Genomic DNA, 17,179 nt, shown 5'->3' with positions numbered 1-17,179 from the left:
TACAGCGGCGGACGTCGCTGGGACGGCGGCGCCATCGAGGCTCTGCGGCGCCGGCGGTGCGGATCGGTGAGTGGGAGGATGCGGGTGCGGGGGTCATGGGCTCTGGGACCTTCCGGCCAAGGAGGAACGGACATCGACCAATGGACCAGGGTGGTGGTTCGAGGCCCCAGGTCGGCCCCAACGACAGCAGCATCGCCGTCGAACCCCAACCCTAAAACCCCACCCACCCCCACCACCAGAGCCCACCACCAACCTGTGGAAAACCCCCACCCACCCCACCCAGCAACCAACAACCAACCCCACCCCTCACAACAACCGGTCTCGATTCAAGGGAGAGAGGGCGAGAAGCGGGCTGTGGCAGGCTTGGGGCATGCCGCCCGCCCGCCCCGCCGCCTCGAAGCGCTCCCGCCCCGCGGGCCCCTCGTGGGACCAGGTGGAGCTCGCTCCCGTCGTCCTCGTGCGCGGCGGCGAGGAGCTCCTCGGTGAGCGCGCCGTCGACCGACTCCTCGCTCAGGCCCTGGCCAAGGACCCGACCACGGAGGTCGTCCGCCTCGACGCGGCCACCTACGAGCCCCATATGCTCGACACCCTCATTTCGCCCTCCCTCTTCGGCGAGCCCAAGCTCGTCCACGTGCCCAACCTCGAGCAGATGACGGATGCGCTTCTCACCGACCTGCTCGCCTACGTCGCAGCCCCCGACCCCGACGTCGTCGTCATTCTGCGTCACAACTCCGGCCAGCGCGGCAAGAGGCTCCTCGACGCCCTCGCCGCTTCCCCCTACCCAGTGGTGACCTGCGAGCCGATCAAGAAGGACGGGGACAAGGCGGCCCTCGTCAACGCCGACGCGCGCCGCGCCGGCCGCCGCATCGAGGCCGAGGCCATCGGGGCGCTCGTCGACGCTCTGGGCTCCGACCTGCGCGAACTCGCCAGCGCCGTCGCCCAGCTCATGGCCGACACCGAGGGCACCATCACCGTCGCCCACGTCAACACCTACTACGCCGGCCGCATCGAGGCCACCGGCTTCAGCGTGGCCGACGCCGCCATCTCGGGCAATGTCGCCAAGGCCGTCACCCTCCTGCGCCACGCCCTGGCCACCGGCGTCGCGCCCGTGCTCATCGTGTCCGCCCTGGCCACCAAGCTCCGCCAACTGGCCCGCGTCGCCGCCGCGGGCGGCCGTCCCGGCATGGGGCCCAAGGAGCTCGGGATGTCACCCTGGCAGGCCAAGCGCGCCCGCGCCGAGCTCGCCGGCTGGTCCGACGACGCCCTTGCCGCCGCGATCATCGCCGTCGCCCGCGCCGACGCCGAGACCAAGGGCGCCAGCCGCGACCCCGAGCATGCTGCCGAGCGCGCCGTCCTGGCGATCTGCTCTGCCCGCCGGGGGCGCCTGGTCACACGCCGCTAACCCCGGCCCGGCCTCCTCAGCGCTTGCGGTACAGCGATTTCGTGGCGTAGACGGGCTCGTTGGTCACCTGAACGCCAAGGGACCGGAAGATCCCCCCGTCCACGCTGCCCAGGATCGTCGAGGTGTGCACGTCGCAGCCCCGCAGCGTGGCGATCTGCTCCATCGCGCGCGCGGCAATGGGGTCCGTGGACGCCGAGACGGCCAGGGCGATGAGTACCTCGTCGGTGTGCAGGCGCGGGTTGCGCGAGCCCAGGTGCGTCGTTTTGAGGGTCTGGATCGGCTCGATCGACTCGGGCGAGAGCAGCAGCACCTCCTGATCGATTCCCGCCAGGGCCTTAAGGGCGTTGAGCAGCATCGCCGAGGAGCAGCCCAGCAGGGCGGTGGTCTTGCCGGTGATGATCCGCCCATCGGGCAATTCGATCGCGGCGGCGGGTGCGCCCGTGGCGGCGGCCAGCTCTCGCGTGGGCGGCACCACCGGTCGGTCCTCCACCGTCACCCCGACCTTCGCCATGGACAAGGCGATCCGCTCGGACTGGACGGGGTCGATGGCGTCCTGCTTCTCCGTGACCAGGGCCTTGAAGTAGCGGCGGATGATCTCCTGCTTGGAGGCCTCGCGGCAGGCCTCGTCGTCGCTGATGCAGTGGCCGGCCATGTTGACGCCCATATCCGTGGGGGAGGCGTAGGGGCACGTCCCGAGCATTTGCTCGAAGAGGCGCACGAGCACGGGGAAGATCTCGACGTCGCGGTTGTAGTTGACGGTCTGGACCCCGTGCGCGGCCAGGTGGAAGGGGTCGATCATATTGACGTCGTCGAGGTCGGCGGTGGCGGCCTCGTAGGCGATGTTCACCGGGTGGTCCAGCGGCAGGTTCCAGATGGGGAAGGTCTCGAACTTCGCGTAGCCGGAGGATAGGCCCCTCTGGTGGTCCTGGTAGACCTGGGATAGGCAGGTCGCCATCTTGCCGCTGCCCGGTCCCGGCGCGGTGACGACGACGAGATCCCGCTCGGTCTCGATGTACTCGTTGCTCCCGTAGCCCTGGGCCGAGATGATCCTGGCGACGTCGCCGGGGTAGCCGGGGATGGGGAAATGCCGGTAGACGGTGATGCCGAGCCGCTCGAGCTTGGTCTTGAAGGCCTGCGCCTCCCGGTTGTCATCGGTCCACTGGGTGACGACGACGCTGCCCACGTACAGTCCGTAGTCGCGGAAGGCGTCGATGTGGCGCAGCACCTCGTCCTCGTAGCCGATGCCCAGGTCGGCGCGGACCTTGCGGCGCTGGAAATCGCGGGCGTTGACGGCCACGATGATCTCGACCTCGTCGATGAGCTCGGCCAGCATGACGATCTTGTTGTCCGGGGTGAAACCGGGCAGCACGCGGGAGGCGTGCATGTCATCAACGAGCTTGCCCCCGAACTCCAGGTAAAGCTTGCCCCCGAACTGCCTGCGCCGTTCCGCGATGTGCTCGGACTGCATCCTGAGATACTTGTCCCGGTCGAATCCGATTCGCATGGGCATATGGGCTCCTGGGGTCGCGGTGGTCGAACCGCCTGCCGGCCGGTTCGGCCGCAGGCCGCGCGTCATCGTATCCCCCGCGATGATGACGACGGCGTGACACCGTTCCGCTGGCGCCGTCCTGTGACCAATCACCGTGAAGAGGCGGGTGAACGGTGGCGGGTGGATGAAGAGCGGCTCGGGGCGCCTTTCCACGGGGGAGGCGCCCCGAGCCGCTGATCGTCGGAGGCGGTGGCCTCAGAGGGAGGCGACGCGCTTGGCCAGCTTCGACTTGCGGTTCGCGGCCTGGTTCTTGTGGATGACGCCCTTGGAGACAGCCTTGTCCAGCTTACGGCAGGCCTTCTTGAGACCCTCCTCTGCGGCGGCCTTGTCCCCGGCCTCAACGGCCTGGCGCACGCGGCGCACGTAGGTCTTGAGCTCGGACTTGACGGACTGGTTGCGCAGACGGGCCTTCTCGTTGGTCTTGATGCGCTTGATCTGGGACTTGATGTTCGCCACTGTTCAGTGTTGCTTTCTCGATCGTCAGATGGTCATTGGCCGGAAAGAGGGTTCGCGTCGCAGGCGTGAGAAGGTGGTGGAAGCACCCGGCGATGCCCGGTCGCCGGACCCCGAAGCCGGCCAGGCCAGAGGTCCAAGAACGCACTTTAGCAAAACGGCGCCCCTCGGCGCCCGCGGCGGGAGCGCGGGCGGCGTGAGGTGCGTCGCGCTCTTCCCGCGGACCTCCCCCCGCTCGTCAGGCCCAGTGCTCGCGCAGCGCGGCGACGACGGCGGCGAAGGTCCCCCGACCCATCGTGGCTCCCTCGCGGCGGATCGCGGACGACTCGACGACGAGGAGGCGGTCGAGCCGGACCTCGCTCGGACGGCCCTTCGGGTCCCAGGCGCCCGGGCCGACGTCGAACCAGTAGCGGCCGTGGCGGGCCTCCTGGGCGGCGTCGCGATCATGGTCCTTCGACGTCATCTGGGCGACGATGAGGCGATCCCCGCTGCGGGCCAGGATCAGGACGGGGCGGTCCTTGCCCTGGGAGGCGTCCTCCTCGTAGGGGACCCAGGTCCACACGACCTCGCCGGGGTCGGCGTTGCCGTCGGGGTTGGGGGTGTAGTCGAAGGAGGGGAGCCCGGCGGAGGCCACGTCGTAGGGGCGGATGCCGGCGCTCCCGCCGATGGGGGCCGGCGTGGTCCGGGCGGCCGCGCCTTCTCGGCGGCGGGGGGCGGGGGAGGCGGTTCCGGCCGTGGAGTCGATGGAGCCCTCATGTCCAGGGCGAGCGGCGCGACTGGTGCGGCGCGCGCGCTGCTTGAGGGCGGGGGTGAGGACGTCGGTGGCAGCGCGGCCGACCGCGCGCAGGATCCCGTCGAGAAGGCTGGCCATGGGCGCCACCCTACAGCCCGCGGCCGACTGCGAGGGGGCGCCCCCGGTGGATCGCGCCGGCGCGGCGCCGGTCCGCCGCCTCTACTTCCTCGCCTGGGTCACGATGGTGCACAGGGGGAGGGAGACCGTGTCGATCGTGTCGTTGCCCTTGACGTCGATCGTGGCGCTCAGGCCCTTCGACGGGTCATTCGGGTCGCAGGTCCCTAGGGCCTTCCAGCCGTCCGGGGTGATCGCGCCGCTGTCCACCGAGTAGACGACGGACAGCGTCACCGTGTGCCCGGAGTTGCTGTACAACGGGCTCGACATGCCCACGGCGATACTGCCATTGGCGTCGGGCAGCAGGGTGCTGCGCAGCCACCAGGCTGTGCCGCTGGGCTCGGCGTACTCGAGCCTCAATCCTGTCGGCGGCCTCGCGGTCAGGGTGAAGCTCGGCGTCCAACCCACCACGTCAGTGGTGTTGGAGAGGGCCACGGTGTAGTCGACGATGACGTGGGGCGCCGGGTGCGTGGCGTCCGGGCCCTGCACGGTGACGCCGTTCTGGGCGACCGTCGCCGAGACCTCGCCGCGGGCGCGCTCATCCTCGTAGAGGGAGGAGAAGATCTTGCCGTCCTGGGCGGTGACGGACGTGGAGATGGTGTTGTACCCGATGACGCCGCTCAGATCCACCTGGCATGTGGCCTCCTGGTCCGCCGGGATGACGGCCCCGCCCCCCGAAATCTCCTGCCTCGTGGCCGGGCCCTCCGCGGTCACGACGCCGCCCCCGAAGGCGGTCAGATCGCAGCTCAGCCTCGTGATCGTGGCCGGGCCCTCCGTGCGCGCGGCCGCGATCGTGAAGCCCGACAGGGCGGTGGTGGAGTCGTTGTGGATGGTGGCCGTGTATCGACCGGCGTCCTTGGCGGCGTCCCCGGGCGGATCCTGCTTGCTCGTGGTCACTGTGGCGTGAGTGGCGCTCGCCGGCCCCTTGGCCGCTGTGGCCGTGGGGTTGTGAGGCGTGGCGTCCTCGGTGGTCGTCAGGGTCGGCTTGAGCGTGTAGTCGCGCGCCTGGTCCCCCGGCGCGTTGACCAGCGTCCCGATGCTCAGGTCGAGGTAGGAGCCGGAGGGGCGGCCGGAGAAGTCGACCGTGTAGGCCAGGCTCAGGTGCTCGGGGGAGCAGGAGACGCCATCGGCGGATGCGGAGTAGTCGCCGTGCCTGGAGTACTGGTTGTAGATGCGGGAGAGCAGCCCGAGTCCCGATGAACCGTAGCGACGGATCGGGCCCTCCGGGTCGTCACTGGTGTAGAGGGTGGCTATGCCGGTGACCCCCTGCGCCGAGGGGCAGTTCCAGGTCCACTGTCCCGGCTGGGAGTCGGCCTCGAGGGTCAGGGTCATCTCCCTGCCCGGTGCCACGGTGTCAGGGATGCGCACGCCCCAGAAGAGGCAGTGGGCGGCCTCATCGGCGCCCTGGCAGCCGGTGCCCCCGGGGGAGTAGGAGCCGGTGACGCTGATGTCGTCATTGCCGCCGCTGGGAGCGGCCATCTGCGCGTCGGCGGGGACGGCGACCAGGGCGACGAGCGCCAGGGGCAGGGCCAGGACGGCGCCGAGGACCCGGCGCGGCGGGGACGAAGGTACGGAACGTGCTCGGCGCATGGCAGGCCTTCTCTCACAATGTCTCGAAACGATTAAGGGCACCCCGTCAATCTAACGTGGCAGGCATCACTTGTGAAGGGATTCGCGCCCGTCAATTGGGAGGTCGCCCCCGCTATCCTCCCTCGTCACAAGGCCTTTGCCGCTCCGATTCCCGTCCCGCGCCGTCACCCGGGCCGCGTGGCCGCCTTCATCGCGGCGACGAAGCCGCGCAGTTCCGCGCGCATCGCCGCGACGGCCTCCTCCCTCGCGCGGCTGCCCGGCCGCGCCGCGGCGATGGCCGGGGTGTGAGACTCCACGATCTGGACGGTCGCCGACCCGGAGATCGCCCCATCGGCCCCCGCGGCGATCGCCTCGGCGACCTGCTCGGGGCGGGAGATGCCGAAGCCGAGCATGACCGGTGCCGCGGCACCGGCCCGCAGCCTGGCCACCGATTCGGCCAGTCCCACGGTCGAGGCGGCCTGCTCCGCGCCGGTGACCCCCACGCGCGAGACCGCGTACACGTAGCCCCGCGAGGCGCCCGCCACGGCGTCGAGCGTGTGGGGCGCGGCCGACGGCGGGGCGATGTACACCGGGGAGATCCCCGCCCGCGCCGCGGCGGCTGAGAAGGCGGGTGACTCGCGTACCGGGACATCGGGCAGCAGGACCGAGTCGATCCCCGCTTCGGCGCACCTGGCGTAGAAGGGCTCCAGGCCGACGGCGAAGGGCACATTCCCGTAGATGAGCATGCCGATGGGCGTTTCCGGGTGGTGCCGGCGCACGCGCGCCACCACCCCCAGGCAGTCGGCCAGGGTGGCCCCGGCCTCCTGGGCGCGGATATGGGCGCGCTGGATCGTGGGTCCGTCGGCGACGGGGTCGCTGAACGGCACCCCGAGCTCCAGGGCGTCCGCGCCCCCGGCGATGAGCGCCTCGATGACCTCCTCGGATAGCTCCGCGCTGGGGTCACCCACCATGACGAAGGGGACGAAGGCCCCCTCGCCCCGCTCACGCAGGGCGGTGAACATCGATGCGTAGCGATCCATCAGCGCTCCCCCTCATCACTCGAGCCCACTCCGAGCGCCGTCGGCGCAGCCCGGCCGGCGGCTCCGGCCTGGGCCGCCAGGGCCTCGTACTCACCGCGCTTGCCCATCAGCCTCAGCATCACGGCTGCCCGGGCCACCGCGCCGTCGTCGCTGAAGGAGCCGCCCATGCGCGCCCGCACCTGGTCGAGGTCCTTGTCCCCGCGTCCGGACAGGCACACGAGCAGGATGGGCGGCTCGGCGCCATCGGGGACCGCCTCAGCGATCTTGAGGGCCTGGGCGAGGGCGTGGGAGGACTCCAGGGCCGGGATGATCCCCTCATGGCGACTGAGCAGCCGGAAGGCCTCCAGAGCCTCCTCATCGGTGATGCCGACGTACCGGGCCCGTCCCGTATCGGACAGTCGTGCGTGCTCAGGGCCGACCCCGGGGTAGTCCAGGCCGGCGGACACGGAGAAGGACTCCTCGACCTGGCCGTCGTCGTCGCGCATGAGGTAGGAGCGGGCGCCGTGGAGGATCCCGATGGCGCCGGCGTTGATCGGCGCCCCGTGGCGGCTATCCAGGCCCTCGCCCGCGGGCTCGACGCCGATGAGCCCCACGCAGGCGTCGTCGATGAAGTCGGAGAACATGCCGATGGCGTTCGACCCCCCGCCCACGCAGGCGATCACCTCATCGGGCAGGCGCCCCGTGAGCGCGAGCGCCTGGGCGCGGGCCTCGGTGGAGATGACCCGGTGGAAGGCGTGGACGATCGTGGGGAAGGGGTGCGGGCCGGCGGCGGTGCCCAGCAGGTAGTGGGTGTCCTTGAACGAGGCCGTCCAGTCTCTCAACGCCTCGTTGACGGCGTCCTTGAGAGTACCCGCGCCGCTGGCCACGGGCACCACTCGCGCGCCCATGAGCTCCATGCGCTCCACATTGGCCGCCTGGCGCACCACGTCGGTAGCGCCCATGTAGATCGTGCACTCCAGGCCCAGCAGCGAGCAGACCATCGCGGTGGCGGTGCCGTGCTGGCCCGCGCCGGTCTCGGCGATGATGCGCCGCTTGCCCATCCGTTTGGCCAGGAGCGCCTGGCCGAGCACCTGGTTGCCCTTATGGGCACCGCCGTGGACGAGGTCCTCGCGCTTGAGCAGGATCCTCGCATTGCCCCGCAGCGGCAGATTGCGCAGCTCGGTCATCGGCGTGGGGCGCCCCAAGTAGCGGCGCAGGAGCTCGTCGAGCTCGGCGGCGAAGCCGGGGTCCGCGCTCGCGGCGATGAAGGCGTCCTCCAACTGATCCAGGGCGGGGATGAGCAGCTCGGGCACGAACTGGCCCCCATACTCCCCGAAGTAGGGATCGAGGCGCGGGTGCTCCCAGCGGCCGTCCGGGCCCGGCGGCGTGGCGGCGGCCTCGGCCAGGCGCGCGCGCCTCAGCGCAGGGGAGACCGGGGACGCCCCGGGTGCCGGGGAGCCGGCGCCGGCCCGTGCCCCGGAGGGCCCGCTCGGCAGCGGCACGGCCTCGACGAGCGCACGGGCCGCGGCCCCGGCATCCGCCGAGCCCGACAGACTCGAGCCCACCAGCAGGGCGTCCACGATCCCGGCCAGGCGCCGCACATCCCCCGGCCCATGGATCCCGGACTCACCCACGAGGACCGCCCCGGCCGGCGCCAGGGGCGACATCTCCTCGGTGCGCGCCAGATCCGTGTCCAGCGTGCGCAGATCCCGGTTGTTGATGCCGATGACCCGCGCGCCCAGGGCGGCCGCCCGGCTCATCTCGCCGGGGGTGGAGACCTCCGTGAGCACGCCCATGCCCAAGGAGGCCGCCAGCCCCGCCAGCTCCCGGTAGACGTCGTCGGGCACCACGGAGAGCATGAGGAGGATGGCGTCCGCCCCCAGGTGACGGGCCGCGAGCACCTGCACGGGGTCGACGATGAAGTCCTTGCACAGGACCGGCAGGTCCACCGCTGCGCGCACCCGGGCCAGGTCCTCGTACTCGCCGTTGAAGCGGTCGGGCTCGGTGAGCACGGAGATCGCCGCCGCGTAGGGGGCGTAGGAGGAAGCCAGCGCGGCTGGGTCGTAGTCGGTCCGGATCGAGCCGAGCGACGGCGAGGCCGCCTTGCACTCCATGATGATCGCCGGGCGCGGGCTGACGGCGGGGCCCGTGCGGCGCCGCAGGGCCGCCTCGAAGGAGCGCCCGGAGCGGGGCAGGGCCGAGGCCTCCAGGTGGCCGAAGCGCTCGCGCAGCTCGGGCAGGCGTCGACGCCTCCCGGCCACGATCGTGTCCAGCACCGTGCCGGTGGACATGAGGCGCTCCTCGATCGGGGCGCGATCGGGGCGCGCCGCCGCGCCCTGCGAGGCGGAGCCGATGCTCATGCGCGCTCCTCCTCAGTGCTCTCACTGCTCTCGCGACTCGTCTCGTCGGCCCGTCCGGAGCGGGCCGCCAACTGCTCCGCGGTGGTCATGGTCTCCAGGTGCCTGCCGGCCGCGCCCGAGGCGATCTGCTCCAGGGCCATGCGGGTGCCATCGGCCAGGTTGTCCGCGGGCCCCGCGAGGTAGAGCAGGGCGCCGGCGTTGACGGCAATGGCATCGCGGTGGGCCGGCTCTCCCCTGCCCGCGAGCGCCTCGCGCAGGGCGGCGGCGTTCTCCGCCGCCTGCCCGCCCAGGATATCCGATAGCTCCCAGCGCCTCACTCCGAGATCAGCGGGGGTGACCTCATAGGCCTTGATCCCGCGGGGGGTGGCCTCCCGCACCTGCGTGGCGCCGTGGATGGCGATCTCATCGGTGCCCGCCCCGTGCACGATGAGGGCGCGCTTGCGGCCCAGCTTGACCATGGACTCGGCGATCATGTCGAGCATGGAGGGATCCCACACGCCCATGAGCTGGTAGGTCAGGTGCGCGGGGTTGAGCAGGGGGCCGAGCACGTTGAAGATCGTGGGCGTGGCCAGGGCCCGGCGGATCGGCGCCACGTGCCTCATTGCCGGGTGGTAGGCCTGGGCGAACAGGAACGTGAAGTGATCGCGCGCCAGCAGCTCGACGGCCTGCTCTGCCGTCACGTCCAGGGGCAGGCCCAGGGCCGCGACGACGTCGGCCGCCCCCGTCTTGGAGGACACCGCCCGGTTGCCGTGCTTGGCCACCGAGATGCCCATCGATGCCGCGACGAGGCCGGCGGCCGTCGAGATATTGATCGTGCCCACGCCGTCACCGCCCGTGCCCACGACATCCACGAGGGGGAAGGCGACGGCGGGGAAGGGGCGCGCGGCCCGGCGGAAGGCGCTCGCGGCCCCCGCCACCTCGTCGGCGGTCTCCCCGCGCGAGTGCAGGGCGGCAAGCAGGGCGGCGGTCTCGGCCTCGGAGAGGTCCCCGGCGCCCAGGGCGGCGAAGACGATGCCGGTCTCCTCGCGGCTGAGCCGGCGGCCCTGGATGACCTCGCGCAGGAGTCGGTGGGCGTCCTCGGCCCCGGCGGCGGTCGATGCCGAGGGGACCGGGGCAGTGGTGGGCTCTGGCACGGTTGTCGGCTCTGTCATCGGCTCTCTCCTGCGCTTGCGGTCGCGGTGGTCAATCCGGCGATGAGGGCCCGCAGGATCGCGGGGCCGGCCGGGGTGAGGATGGACTCGGGGTGGAACTGGAGGCCGACGGCGGGGCGCCGTCGGTGGCGCGCGGCCATGACGATCCCGTCGCTGGTGCGGGCCAGGCACTCCAGATCGGCGGGCAGTTCGCGCGTGCCGAGCGAGTGGTAGCGGGCGACGTCCAGGGGCCCGCCGCCGAGCACGGCGAAGGCGGCATCGGCGCGCCCGGCGGACGTGACCTCCGCGCGGGTGGAGCGGCCGTGGACCGGCTCGACTCTGCCCACGCTCCCACCGCAGGCCTCGACGATGGCCTGGAAGCCCAGGCAGATGCCCAGCGTCGGCAGGCCGCGCTCCAGGGCGGCGCCCAGGACCTCCATCATGCAGCCCGCCTGGAGGGGGTGCCCGGGGCCGGGGGAGAGGACCAGGGCGGGGCGCTGGCCCGCGGCCGCCTCCTGCGCCGTCGGCCCCAAGGCGGCCAGGACCGCGGAAGCCGGCACCGTGTTGCGGTAGACCTCGGTGTCCATGCCCAGCACGGCGAGTTGGTCGACGAGGTTGTAGACGAAGGAATCGCGGTTGTCCAGCAGGATGATGCGCATCTCAGGCCTCCCCGGTCTCGATGACGAGCTCAGCGCTCCGCGCGGCCGCCACGGCCGCCAGCACCGCGCTGGCCTTGTGGACGGTCTCGGCCGCCTCGGCGGCCGGATCGGAGGCGCCGACGACGCCCGCGCCGGCCTGCACCAGGGCCCGCCCGCCAGCCACGAAGGCCGAGCGGATGACGATGCAGGTGTCGAGCTCGCCATCGCCGCGCAAGTAGCCCACCGAGCCCCCGTAGGAGCCGCGCCGCATGCCCTCGGTGGCGCGGATGAGCTCGGCGGCCCGAAGCTTCGGCGCGCCGGTGAGCGTGCCCATCGTCATCGAGGCGCGGAAGGCGTCCAGGGCGTCCAGGCCCGGGTCCAGCTGTCCGGATACTTCCGAGACCAGGTGCATGACGCGGCTGTAGCGGTCCACGCGCAGCAGCTCGCGCACTTTCCGGGTGCCCGGCGCGCTGACTCGGGCGACGTCGTTGCGCGCCAGGTCCACGAGCATGACGTGCTCGGCGATCTCCTTGGCGTCCGTGCGCAGCTCCAGCTCCAGGCGCGTATCCCGCTCATGGTCCACGGAGCCGTCCGGGGCCAGCCCGCGCGGCCGAGTGCCGGCGATGGGCCGGATGGCCACCTCGCCCGTGGCCGCGCTGTGCAGCAGGGCGGACTCGGGGGAGGCGCCCAGGAGCTCGAAGCCGGGAGCGGCCACGTAGAACATGTAGGGACTCGGATTCGACTCGCGCAGCGCGCGGTAGGCCTTCAGCGCGTCCGGGCAGTCGATCGTGAACGCCCGCGACGGAACCACCTGGTAGACGTCCCCGGCGGCGATCGACTCCTGGAGCCCGGCCACGAGCCCCGCGAAATCGCTGTCCGAGACGCTCGGCACGGCGCGGGCGATCGGTCGGGCGGCTGGGACGGCCACTGGGCCGGCGCCTCCCGCCACCGGCGCGGGCCCGCCCGCATCCGGGGCCGGCGCGGGCCTCGCGGTGTCGATGACGGTGGCCAGCTCGTCGATCCTGCGCGCGAGATCATCGGCGTCCACGCTCGCCCCCACCAGTGTCGCCTCACCGGTGGGGTGGTCGATGACCAGGAGGATGCGCGCGGTGTAGAACAGGTAGTCCGGGCAGGTGTTGGGCCCTGCGGACACCTGCGGCAGCTGTTCGAAGCCCGCCAGGTAGTCGAAGGCGAACACTCCCGCCACGAGCGGCAGGTGGGGATGGTCGACCTCCTGGGAGGCCAGCACCCGCAGCGGCTCCAAGGTGGAGGGGGCCGTCAGCCGCTCCCGCTCCTCCATCCCGGCACTGTCGGCCGGTGAGGGGATCCGCACCGCCAGACGGCCGGGCGCCTCCTCGACGACGCGATCCGCCAGGGATGCGCGCATGCGCGCCACGGCGGCCTCTCCGTCGGGCCGGGCCCGGTCCAGGGCCTCGATGACCACCTGGTTCCCCTCACAGGTCAGTCGTGCGCTCGCCTCGAGCATGAGGACCGTCGTGCGCGAGGAGCCCGTGGTGATATCCGCGCTCTCCAGCAGGACAACATCCACCGGCCTGCGGGCACTGCCCGCGGCGTCTGCGGTGGTGGCGATCGCGCCGGCCTCCGCCAGGCGCCTCACGAGCGCCCCGGAGTCGTGGGGGTAGCGGACCCTGCGGGTCAGCACAGTGGGCTCAGCGGGCCGGATGGGATCCGCGGGCTCCGCCGATCCCGCAGTTCCTGTGATGGTCATGCTGCGCTCCTCATCGCGTCTGATCGCTCCTCATCGTCTCCGCTCATCTCCAGGGCGGGTCAGGACAGGTGCTCGCGGACCTCGTGCATGTCCTTGTCCCCGCGCCCGGACAGGTTGACCAGGAGCAGCATATCCTCGGTCTGTCCGCCCACCTCGCGCTCGCGGGCGATCCGCAGCGCCTCGGCGAGGGCGTGGGAGGACTCCATGGCGGGGATGATCCCCTCGCCGCGGGAGAGCTCCCGGAAGGCGGCCAGGGCGTCGTCGTCGGTGATGCCGACGTACCTGGCGCGACCGGTGTCGGCCAGGTGCGCGTGCTCGGGGCCCACGGAGGGGTAGTCGAGGCCGGCGGAGATGGAGTGGGAGGGCAGGACGGCGCCGTCGTCGTCGAGCATGACGTAGGAACGCGTGCCGTGGAGCACGCCGGTGCGGCCGGCGCAGATGGGGGCGCCATGGAGGCCGGTGCTCAGGCCCCTGCCCGCGGGCTCGACGCCGATGAGCTCGACGTCGTCGTCCAGGTAGTCGCTGAAGGCGCCGATGGCGTTGGATCCCCCGCCCACGCAGGCGATGACGGCGTCCGGCAGGCGTCCGTAGCGGGCGAGCATCTGGGCGCGGGACTCGATGGAGATCACCGACTGGAAGTAGCGGACGATCGTGGGGAAGGGATGGGGACCGGTGGCCGAGCCCAGGATGTAGGCGGTGGACTCCAGGCGCTCGCACCACTGCGTCAGGGCGGTGTCGACGGCGTCCTTGAGGCCCTGCGAGCCGGTGGTCACGGGGACGACCCTGGCGCCCATGAGCTCCATGCGCTCCACATTGGGGCGCTGGCGCTCGACATCGTGGGCGCCCATGTAGATCGTGCACTCCAGGCCCAGCAGGGCGGCGACCATCGCGGTGGCGGTGCCGTGCTGGCCCGCGCCGGTCTCCGCGATGAGGCGGGTCTTGCCCATGCGCTTGGCCAGGAGGGCCTGCCCGAGAGCGTTGTTGCCCTTGTGGGCGCCGCCGTGGACGAGGTCCTCGCGCTTGAGGATGATGCGGGTGTCGGGGCGCGAGAGGCCACGGCACTCGTACAGGGGCGTGGGGCGGCCGAGGTATCCCTCGCGCAGGTCCTCGAGCGCGGCCAGGAAGTCCGGGTCGTCGACGGCCTCGGTATAGGCGGCCTCGAGCTCATCGAGCGCGGGTAGGAGGAAATCGGGGACCTCCTGGCCGCCGAAGCGCCCGAAGAAGGCCGGCAGCAGCGTGCGGCGGGGGATGTCCGTGCCGGGGGCCGGGGCCGTGTATCCCGGGGCGTCGGGGCCGAGCGGGCCGGTCGGGACGCGGCCGGCGGTGGGGGCGGCGCCGGGAAGGGACTCGGCGTCGTGGGCAGTAGGAGCCGACTGGGCGGCGTTCGCGGTGCTCATGCGGGGCTCTTTCCTTGGAGGGGTGGTCATGCTCTCAAGGCGGGCCCGGGGACTCCTTGCGCTCTCGCGCCCGCCTTCGTGGCGAGCGGGGCGTCGGGTACGACGTGTCAGTGGCTCGCCCTCAGGGGAGCCACCACCAGCAGCGGGTGCGCGTCGTCGTCATGGGAGGAAGGCTAGGGGAGCCGGGAAGCGGGCGGCAAATCCGATGTGGCGGCGCTCATATCATGGGATGGAGCGAGGGGCGGCCGGGTGCAGGCGTCGAGTTACCCTCGGCGCCCCCGACGCGCCGTGGCCGCCGCCCTCCCTGAGCCGTGGGCCCCGGCTCATTGCGGTGCGGGGGCCCTCCTCCCCGCCGCCCTCCTGCGCAGCAGGAGGGCGGCGGCCACGGCCGCCAGCGCCACGATCGTCATCAAGCGTCCCGCGGGGCTGGCCATCCATCCGGCCAGCACCGCGATGCCGATGGTCGTGTAGATCCCGGCCCACAGAAGTGCGCCGATCGCCGTGGCCAGCAGGTAGCGCGGCACGGGCACGCGCGCGACCCCGGCCGAGACCTGAACGAGTGACTGCGCGCCGATCGTGAGGAAGGAGAGGGGGACTGCCCAGATGCCCCAGCGCGCTGCCCACTCCTGGGCGTTCGCGTACGCCGGGGTTCGCAGGATCCGGGCCCAGCGGCTCCGCGAGGCCCCCGCGCCCAGGCACCGCCCCGTCCAGTACATGGCGTTCGAGCGCGCCATGGCGCCGCACCAGAAGAAGAAGAGCACCCAGGCGAAGGGGAGCTCGTGGATCCGCTCGATCACGCCATGCACCTTAGTCGAGCCTCACCTGAGGCGCGAAGCGCCATCCGCAGCCGACGGGAATGGCGAGGTTTGAGGATTGCTTCTCCCACGCGTCCAGCCAGCAGGGGCCAGATCCGCAGGATCACGCGGTCATTGATCGGCCAACCACCTCGGTTCGGCCGAGCGATCCTCGAACCTCGCCATTTCAGCCGATCATCTCTGAGGCCACGGGCCCGCATCCGGCTGCGGTCGCGCAGCCCCGGGCGACGGCGTGGGAGACTGATCCCAGTATGTTCCGCGCGCCCCGCCGCGCCCGTCCGGAAGGTATCCGTGTCACCGATCCTCACGCCCGAGCAGGCCGCCGCCGTCACCCCGGCCGCGACCGATCCCGCGCTGATCAGGAACTTCTCCATCATCGCCCATATCGACCACGGCAAGTCCACCCTGGCCGACCGCATGCTTCAGGCCACCGGCGTCGTCGCCCCCCGCGACATGCGCGCCCAGTACCTCGACCGCATGGACATCGAGCGCGAGCGCGGCATCACCATCAAATCCCAGGCCGTGCGCATGCCCTGGGGCGCGCCCGGCCCCGACGGCGCCATCCGCCCCTACGCCCTCAACATGATCGACACCCCCGGGCACGTCGACTTCTCCTACGAGGTCAACCGCTCCCTGGCGGCCTGCGAGGGGGCCGTCCTGCTCGTCGACGCCGCCCAGGGCATCCAGGCCCAGACCCTCGCCAATCTCTACATGGCCATCGAGGGCGATCTTGCGATCATCCCGGTGCTCAACAAGATCGACCTGCCCGCCGCCGAGCCCGAGCGCCACGCCGACGAGATCGCCGCGCTCATCGGCTGCGGGCCCGCAGACATCCTGAAGGTCTCCGGCAAGACCGGTGCCGGCGTGCCCGAACTGCTCGACCGCATCGTCGAGGCCGTCCCCGCGCCGGTGGGCGACCCCGCCGGACCCACGCGCGCCATGATCTTCGACTCCGTGTACGACACCTACCGCGGCGTCGTCACCTACGTGCGCGTCGTCGACGGCGCCCTCAAGCCCCGCGAGCGCATCGAGATGCTCTCCACCACCGCTGTCCACGACCTGCTCGAGATCGGCGTCATCAGCCCCGAGCCCAGCCCCACGGGGGGCCTGGGCGCCGGGGAGGTCGGCTACCTCATCACCGGGGTCAAGGACGTGCGCCAGTCCAAGGTCGGCGACACCGTCACCTCCGCCGCCGCGCCGGCCGCCGAGCCGCTGGCCGGATACCAGGAGCCCAAGCCCATGGTGTTCTCCGGCCTCTTCCCCGTGGACGGCTCGGACTTCCCCGTCCTGCGCGACGCCCTGGACAAGCTCAAGCTCAACGACGCCGCCCTCACCTATGAGCCCGAGACCTCCGTGGCCCTCGGCTTCGGCTTCCGCTGCGGCTACCTCGGCCTGCTGCACCTGGAGATCATTCGGGAGCGCCTCGAGCGCGAGTTCAACCTCGACATCATCTCCACCGCCCCCTCCGTGGTCTACCGGGTCACCACCGAGGACCGCGCCGTCCACACCGTCACCAACCCCTCGGAGTACCCCGAGGGCAAGATCCTCGACGTCCAGGAGCCCGTGGTCCGCGCGACCATTCTGACCCCCAGTGAGTTCGTGGGCACCGTCATGGAGCTGTGCCAGTCGCGGCGCGGCACCATGCAGGGCATGGACTACCTCTCCGAGACCCGCGTGGAGATGCACTACGTGCTGCCCCTGGCGGAGATCGTCTTCGACTTCTTCGACGCCCTGAAGTCCCGCACCCGCGGCTACGCCTCCCTCGACTATGAGATGGACGGCGAGCAGTCCGCGGACCTGGTCAAGGTGGACATCCTGCTCAACGGGGAGAAGGTGGACGCCTTCAGCGCCATCGTCCACAAGGACGCCGCCTACTCCTACGGCCTCAAACTCACCAAGCGCCTCAAGGAGCTCATCCCGCGCCAGCAGTTCGAGGTGCCCGTGCAGGCGGCCATCGGCTCGCGGATCATCGCCCGTGAGACCATCCGCGCCCTGCGCAAGGACATGCTCGCCAAGTGCTACGGGGGAGATATCTCCCGCAAGCGCAAACTGCTGGAGAAGCAGAAGGAGGGCAAGAAGCGGATGAAGGCGATCGGAAGCGTCGATGTCCCGCAAGAGGCCTTCATCGCGGCGCTCGGCGCGGACAACCCCACCGGCAAGGACGGCAAGTAGGAAGAATCGCGGACAGCGGCTCGGCGCTCCGATTCGCCG

The 17,179-nt window shown here is 71.6% G+C and carries 13 protein-coding genes; 2 read left to right on the top strand and 11 right to left on the bottom strand.

The window, feature by feature from the left end:
• The first annotated feature begins 370 nt into the window (after positions 1 to 370).
• Complete coding sequence (gene holA, locus B1H50_RS05665; RefSeq protein ID WP_080462792.1) at positions 371 to 1,402, top strand: DNA polymerase III subunit delta; 1,032 nt, start codon at positions 371 to 373, stop codon at positions 1,400 to 1,402.
• 16 nt (positions 1,403 to 1,418) lie between these two features.
• Here holA and B1H50_RS05660 read toward each other — a convergent pair whose 3' ends face one another.
• The 11 genes from B1H50_RS05660 to B1H50_RS05610 all read right to left on the bottom strand — a co-directional run bounded on the left by B1H50_RS05660 (position 1,419) and on the right by B1H50_RS05610 (position 14,950).
• Entirely contained in the window at positions 1,419 to 2,906 is a 1,488-nt protein-coding gene (locus tag B1H50_RS05660) for a DUF1846 domain-containing protein (RefSeq protein ID WP_080462815.1), read from the bottom strand.
• Positions 2,907 to 3,146: 240 nt separating this feature from the next.
• Complete coding sequence (gene rpsT / locus B1H50_RS05655; protein ID WP_017178374.1) at positions 3,147 to 3,407, bottom strand: 30S ribosomal protein S20; 261 nt, start codon at positions 3,405 to 3,407, stop codon at positions 3,147 to 3,149.
• Between the two features lie 235 nt (positions 3,408 to 3,642).
• Entirely contained in the window at positions 3,643 to 4,275 is a 633-nt protein-coding gene (locus tag B1H50_RS05650) for a type II toxin-antitoxin system PemK/MazF family toxin (protein ID WP_080462791.1), read from the bottom strand.
• Positions 4,276 to 4,356: 81 nt separating this feature from the next.
• On the bottom strand, positions 4,357 to 5,901 hold the full coding sequence (locus B1H50_RS05645; RefSeq protein ID WP_080462790.1) for a hypothetical protein: 1,545 nt from the start codon (positions 5,899 to 5,901) through the stop codon (positions 4,357 to 4,359).
• A gap of 164 nt (positions 5,902 to 6,065) precedes the next feature.
• Complete coding sequence (trpA, locus tag B1H50_RS05640) at positions 6,066 to 6,920, bottom strand: tryptophan synthase subunit alpha (RefSeq protein WP_080462789.1); 855 nt, start codon at positions 6,918 to 6,920, stop codon at positions 6,066 to 6,068.
• Positions 6,920 to 9,259 (bottom strand): tryptophan synthase subunit beta, encoded by a 2,340-nt coding sequence (gene trpB / locus B1H50_RS05635; RefSeq protein ID WP_080462788.1) that lies wholly within the window; start codon positions 9,257 to 9,259, stop codon positions 6,920 to 6,922. The genes trpA and trpB (B1H50_RS05635) overlap by 1 nt, the downstream gene beginning before the upstream one ends.
• Positions 9,256 to 10,410, bottom strand: coding sequence for an anthranilate phosphoribosyltransferase (gene trpD / locus B1H50_RS05630; RefSeq protein ID WP_080462787.1), 1,155 nt, complete (start codon positions 10,408 to 10,410; stop codon positions 9,256 to 9,258). The genes trpB (B1H50_RS05635) and trpD overlap by 4 nt, the downstream gene beginning before the upstream one ends.
• On the bottom strand, positions 10,407 to 11,048 hold the full coding sequence (locus B1H50_RS05625; RefSeq protein ID WP_080462786.1) for an anthranilate synthase component II: 642 nt from the start codon (positions 11,046 to 11,048) through the stop codon (positions 10,407 to 10,409). The genes trpD and B1H50_RS05625 overlap by 4 nt, the downstream gene beginning before the upstream one ends.
• A gap of 1 nt (position 11,049) precedes the next feature.
• Positions 11,050 to 12,756 (bottom strand): anthranilate synthase component 1, encoded by a 1,707-nt coding sequence (locus B1H50_RS05620; RefSeq protein WP_080462785.1) that lies wholly within the window; start codon positions 12,754 to 12,756, stop codon positions 11,050 to 11,052.
• 59 nt (positions 12,757 to 12,815) lie between these two features.
• The gene (trpB, locus tag B1H50_RS05615) at positions 12,816 to 14,153 is read right to left on the bottom strand and encodes a tryptophan synthase subunit beta (RefSeq protein ID WP_080462784.1); all 1,338 of its coding nucleotides are present in this window, start codon (positions 14,151 to 14,153) and stop codon (positions 12,816 to 12,818) included.
• Between the two features lie 323 nt (positions 14,154 to 14,476).
• Positions 14,477 to 14,950 (bottom strand): DedA family protein, encoded by a 474-nt coding sequence (locus B1H50_RS05610; protein WP_080462814.1) that lies wholly within the window; start codon positions 14,948 to 14,950, stop codon positions 14,477 to 14,479.
• Between the two features lie 309 nt (positions 14,951 to 15,259).
• Here B1H50_RS05610 and lepA point away from each other — a divergent pair, with 309 nt between their 5' ends.
• On the top strand, positions 15,260 to 17,140 hold the full coding sequence (lepA, locus tag B1H50_RS05605; RefSeq protein WP_080462783.1) for a translation elongation factor 4: 1,881 nt from the start codon (positions 15,260 to 15,262) through the stop codon (positions 17,138 to 17,140).
• The last annotated feature ends 39 nt before the right edge of the window (positions 17,141 to 17,179 follow it).

Origin of the sequence: Actinomyces gaoshouyii (assembly GCF_002072175.1) — a bacterium.
GTDB lineage: Bacteria > Actinomycetota > Actinomycetes > Actinomycetales > Actinomycetaceae > Actinomyces > Actinomyces gaoshouyii.
The sequence above is the reverse complement of the archived record's forward strand: the minus strand, read 5'-3'. Positions and strand labels throughout refer to the sequence as shown.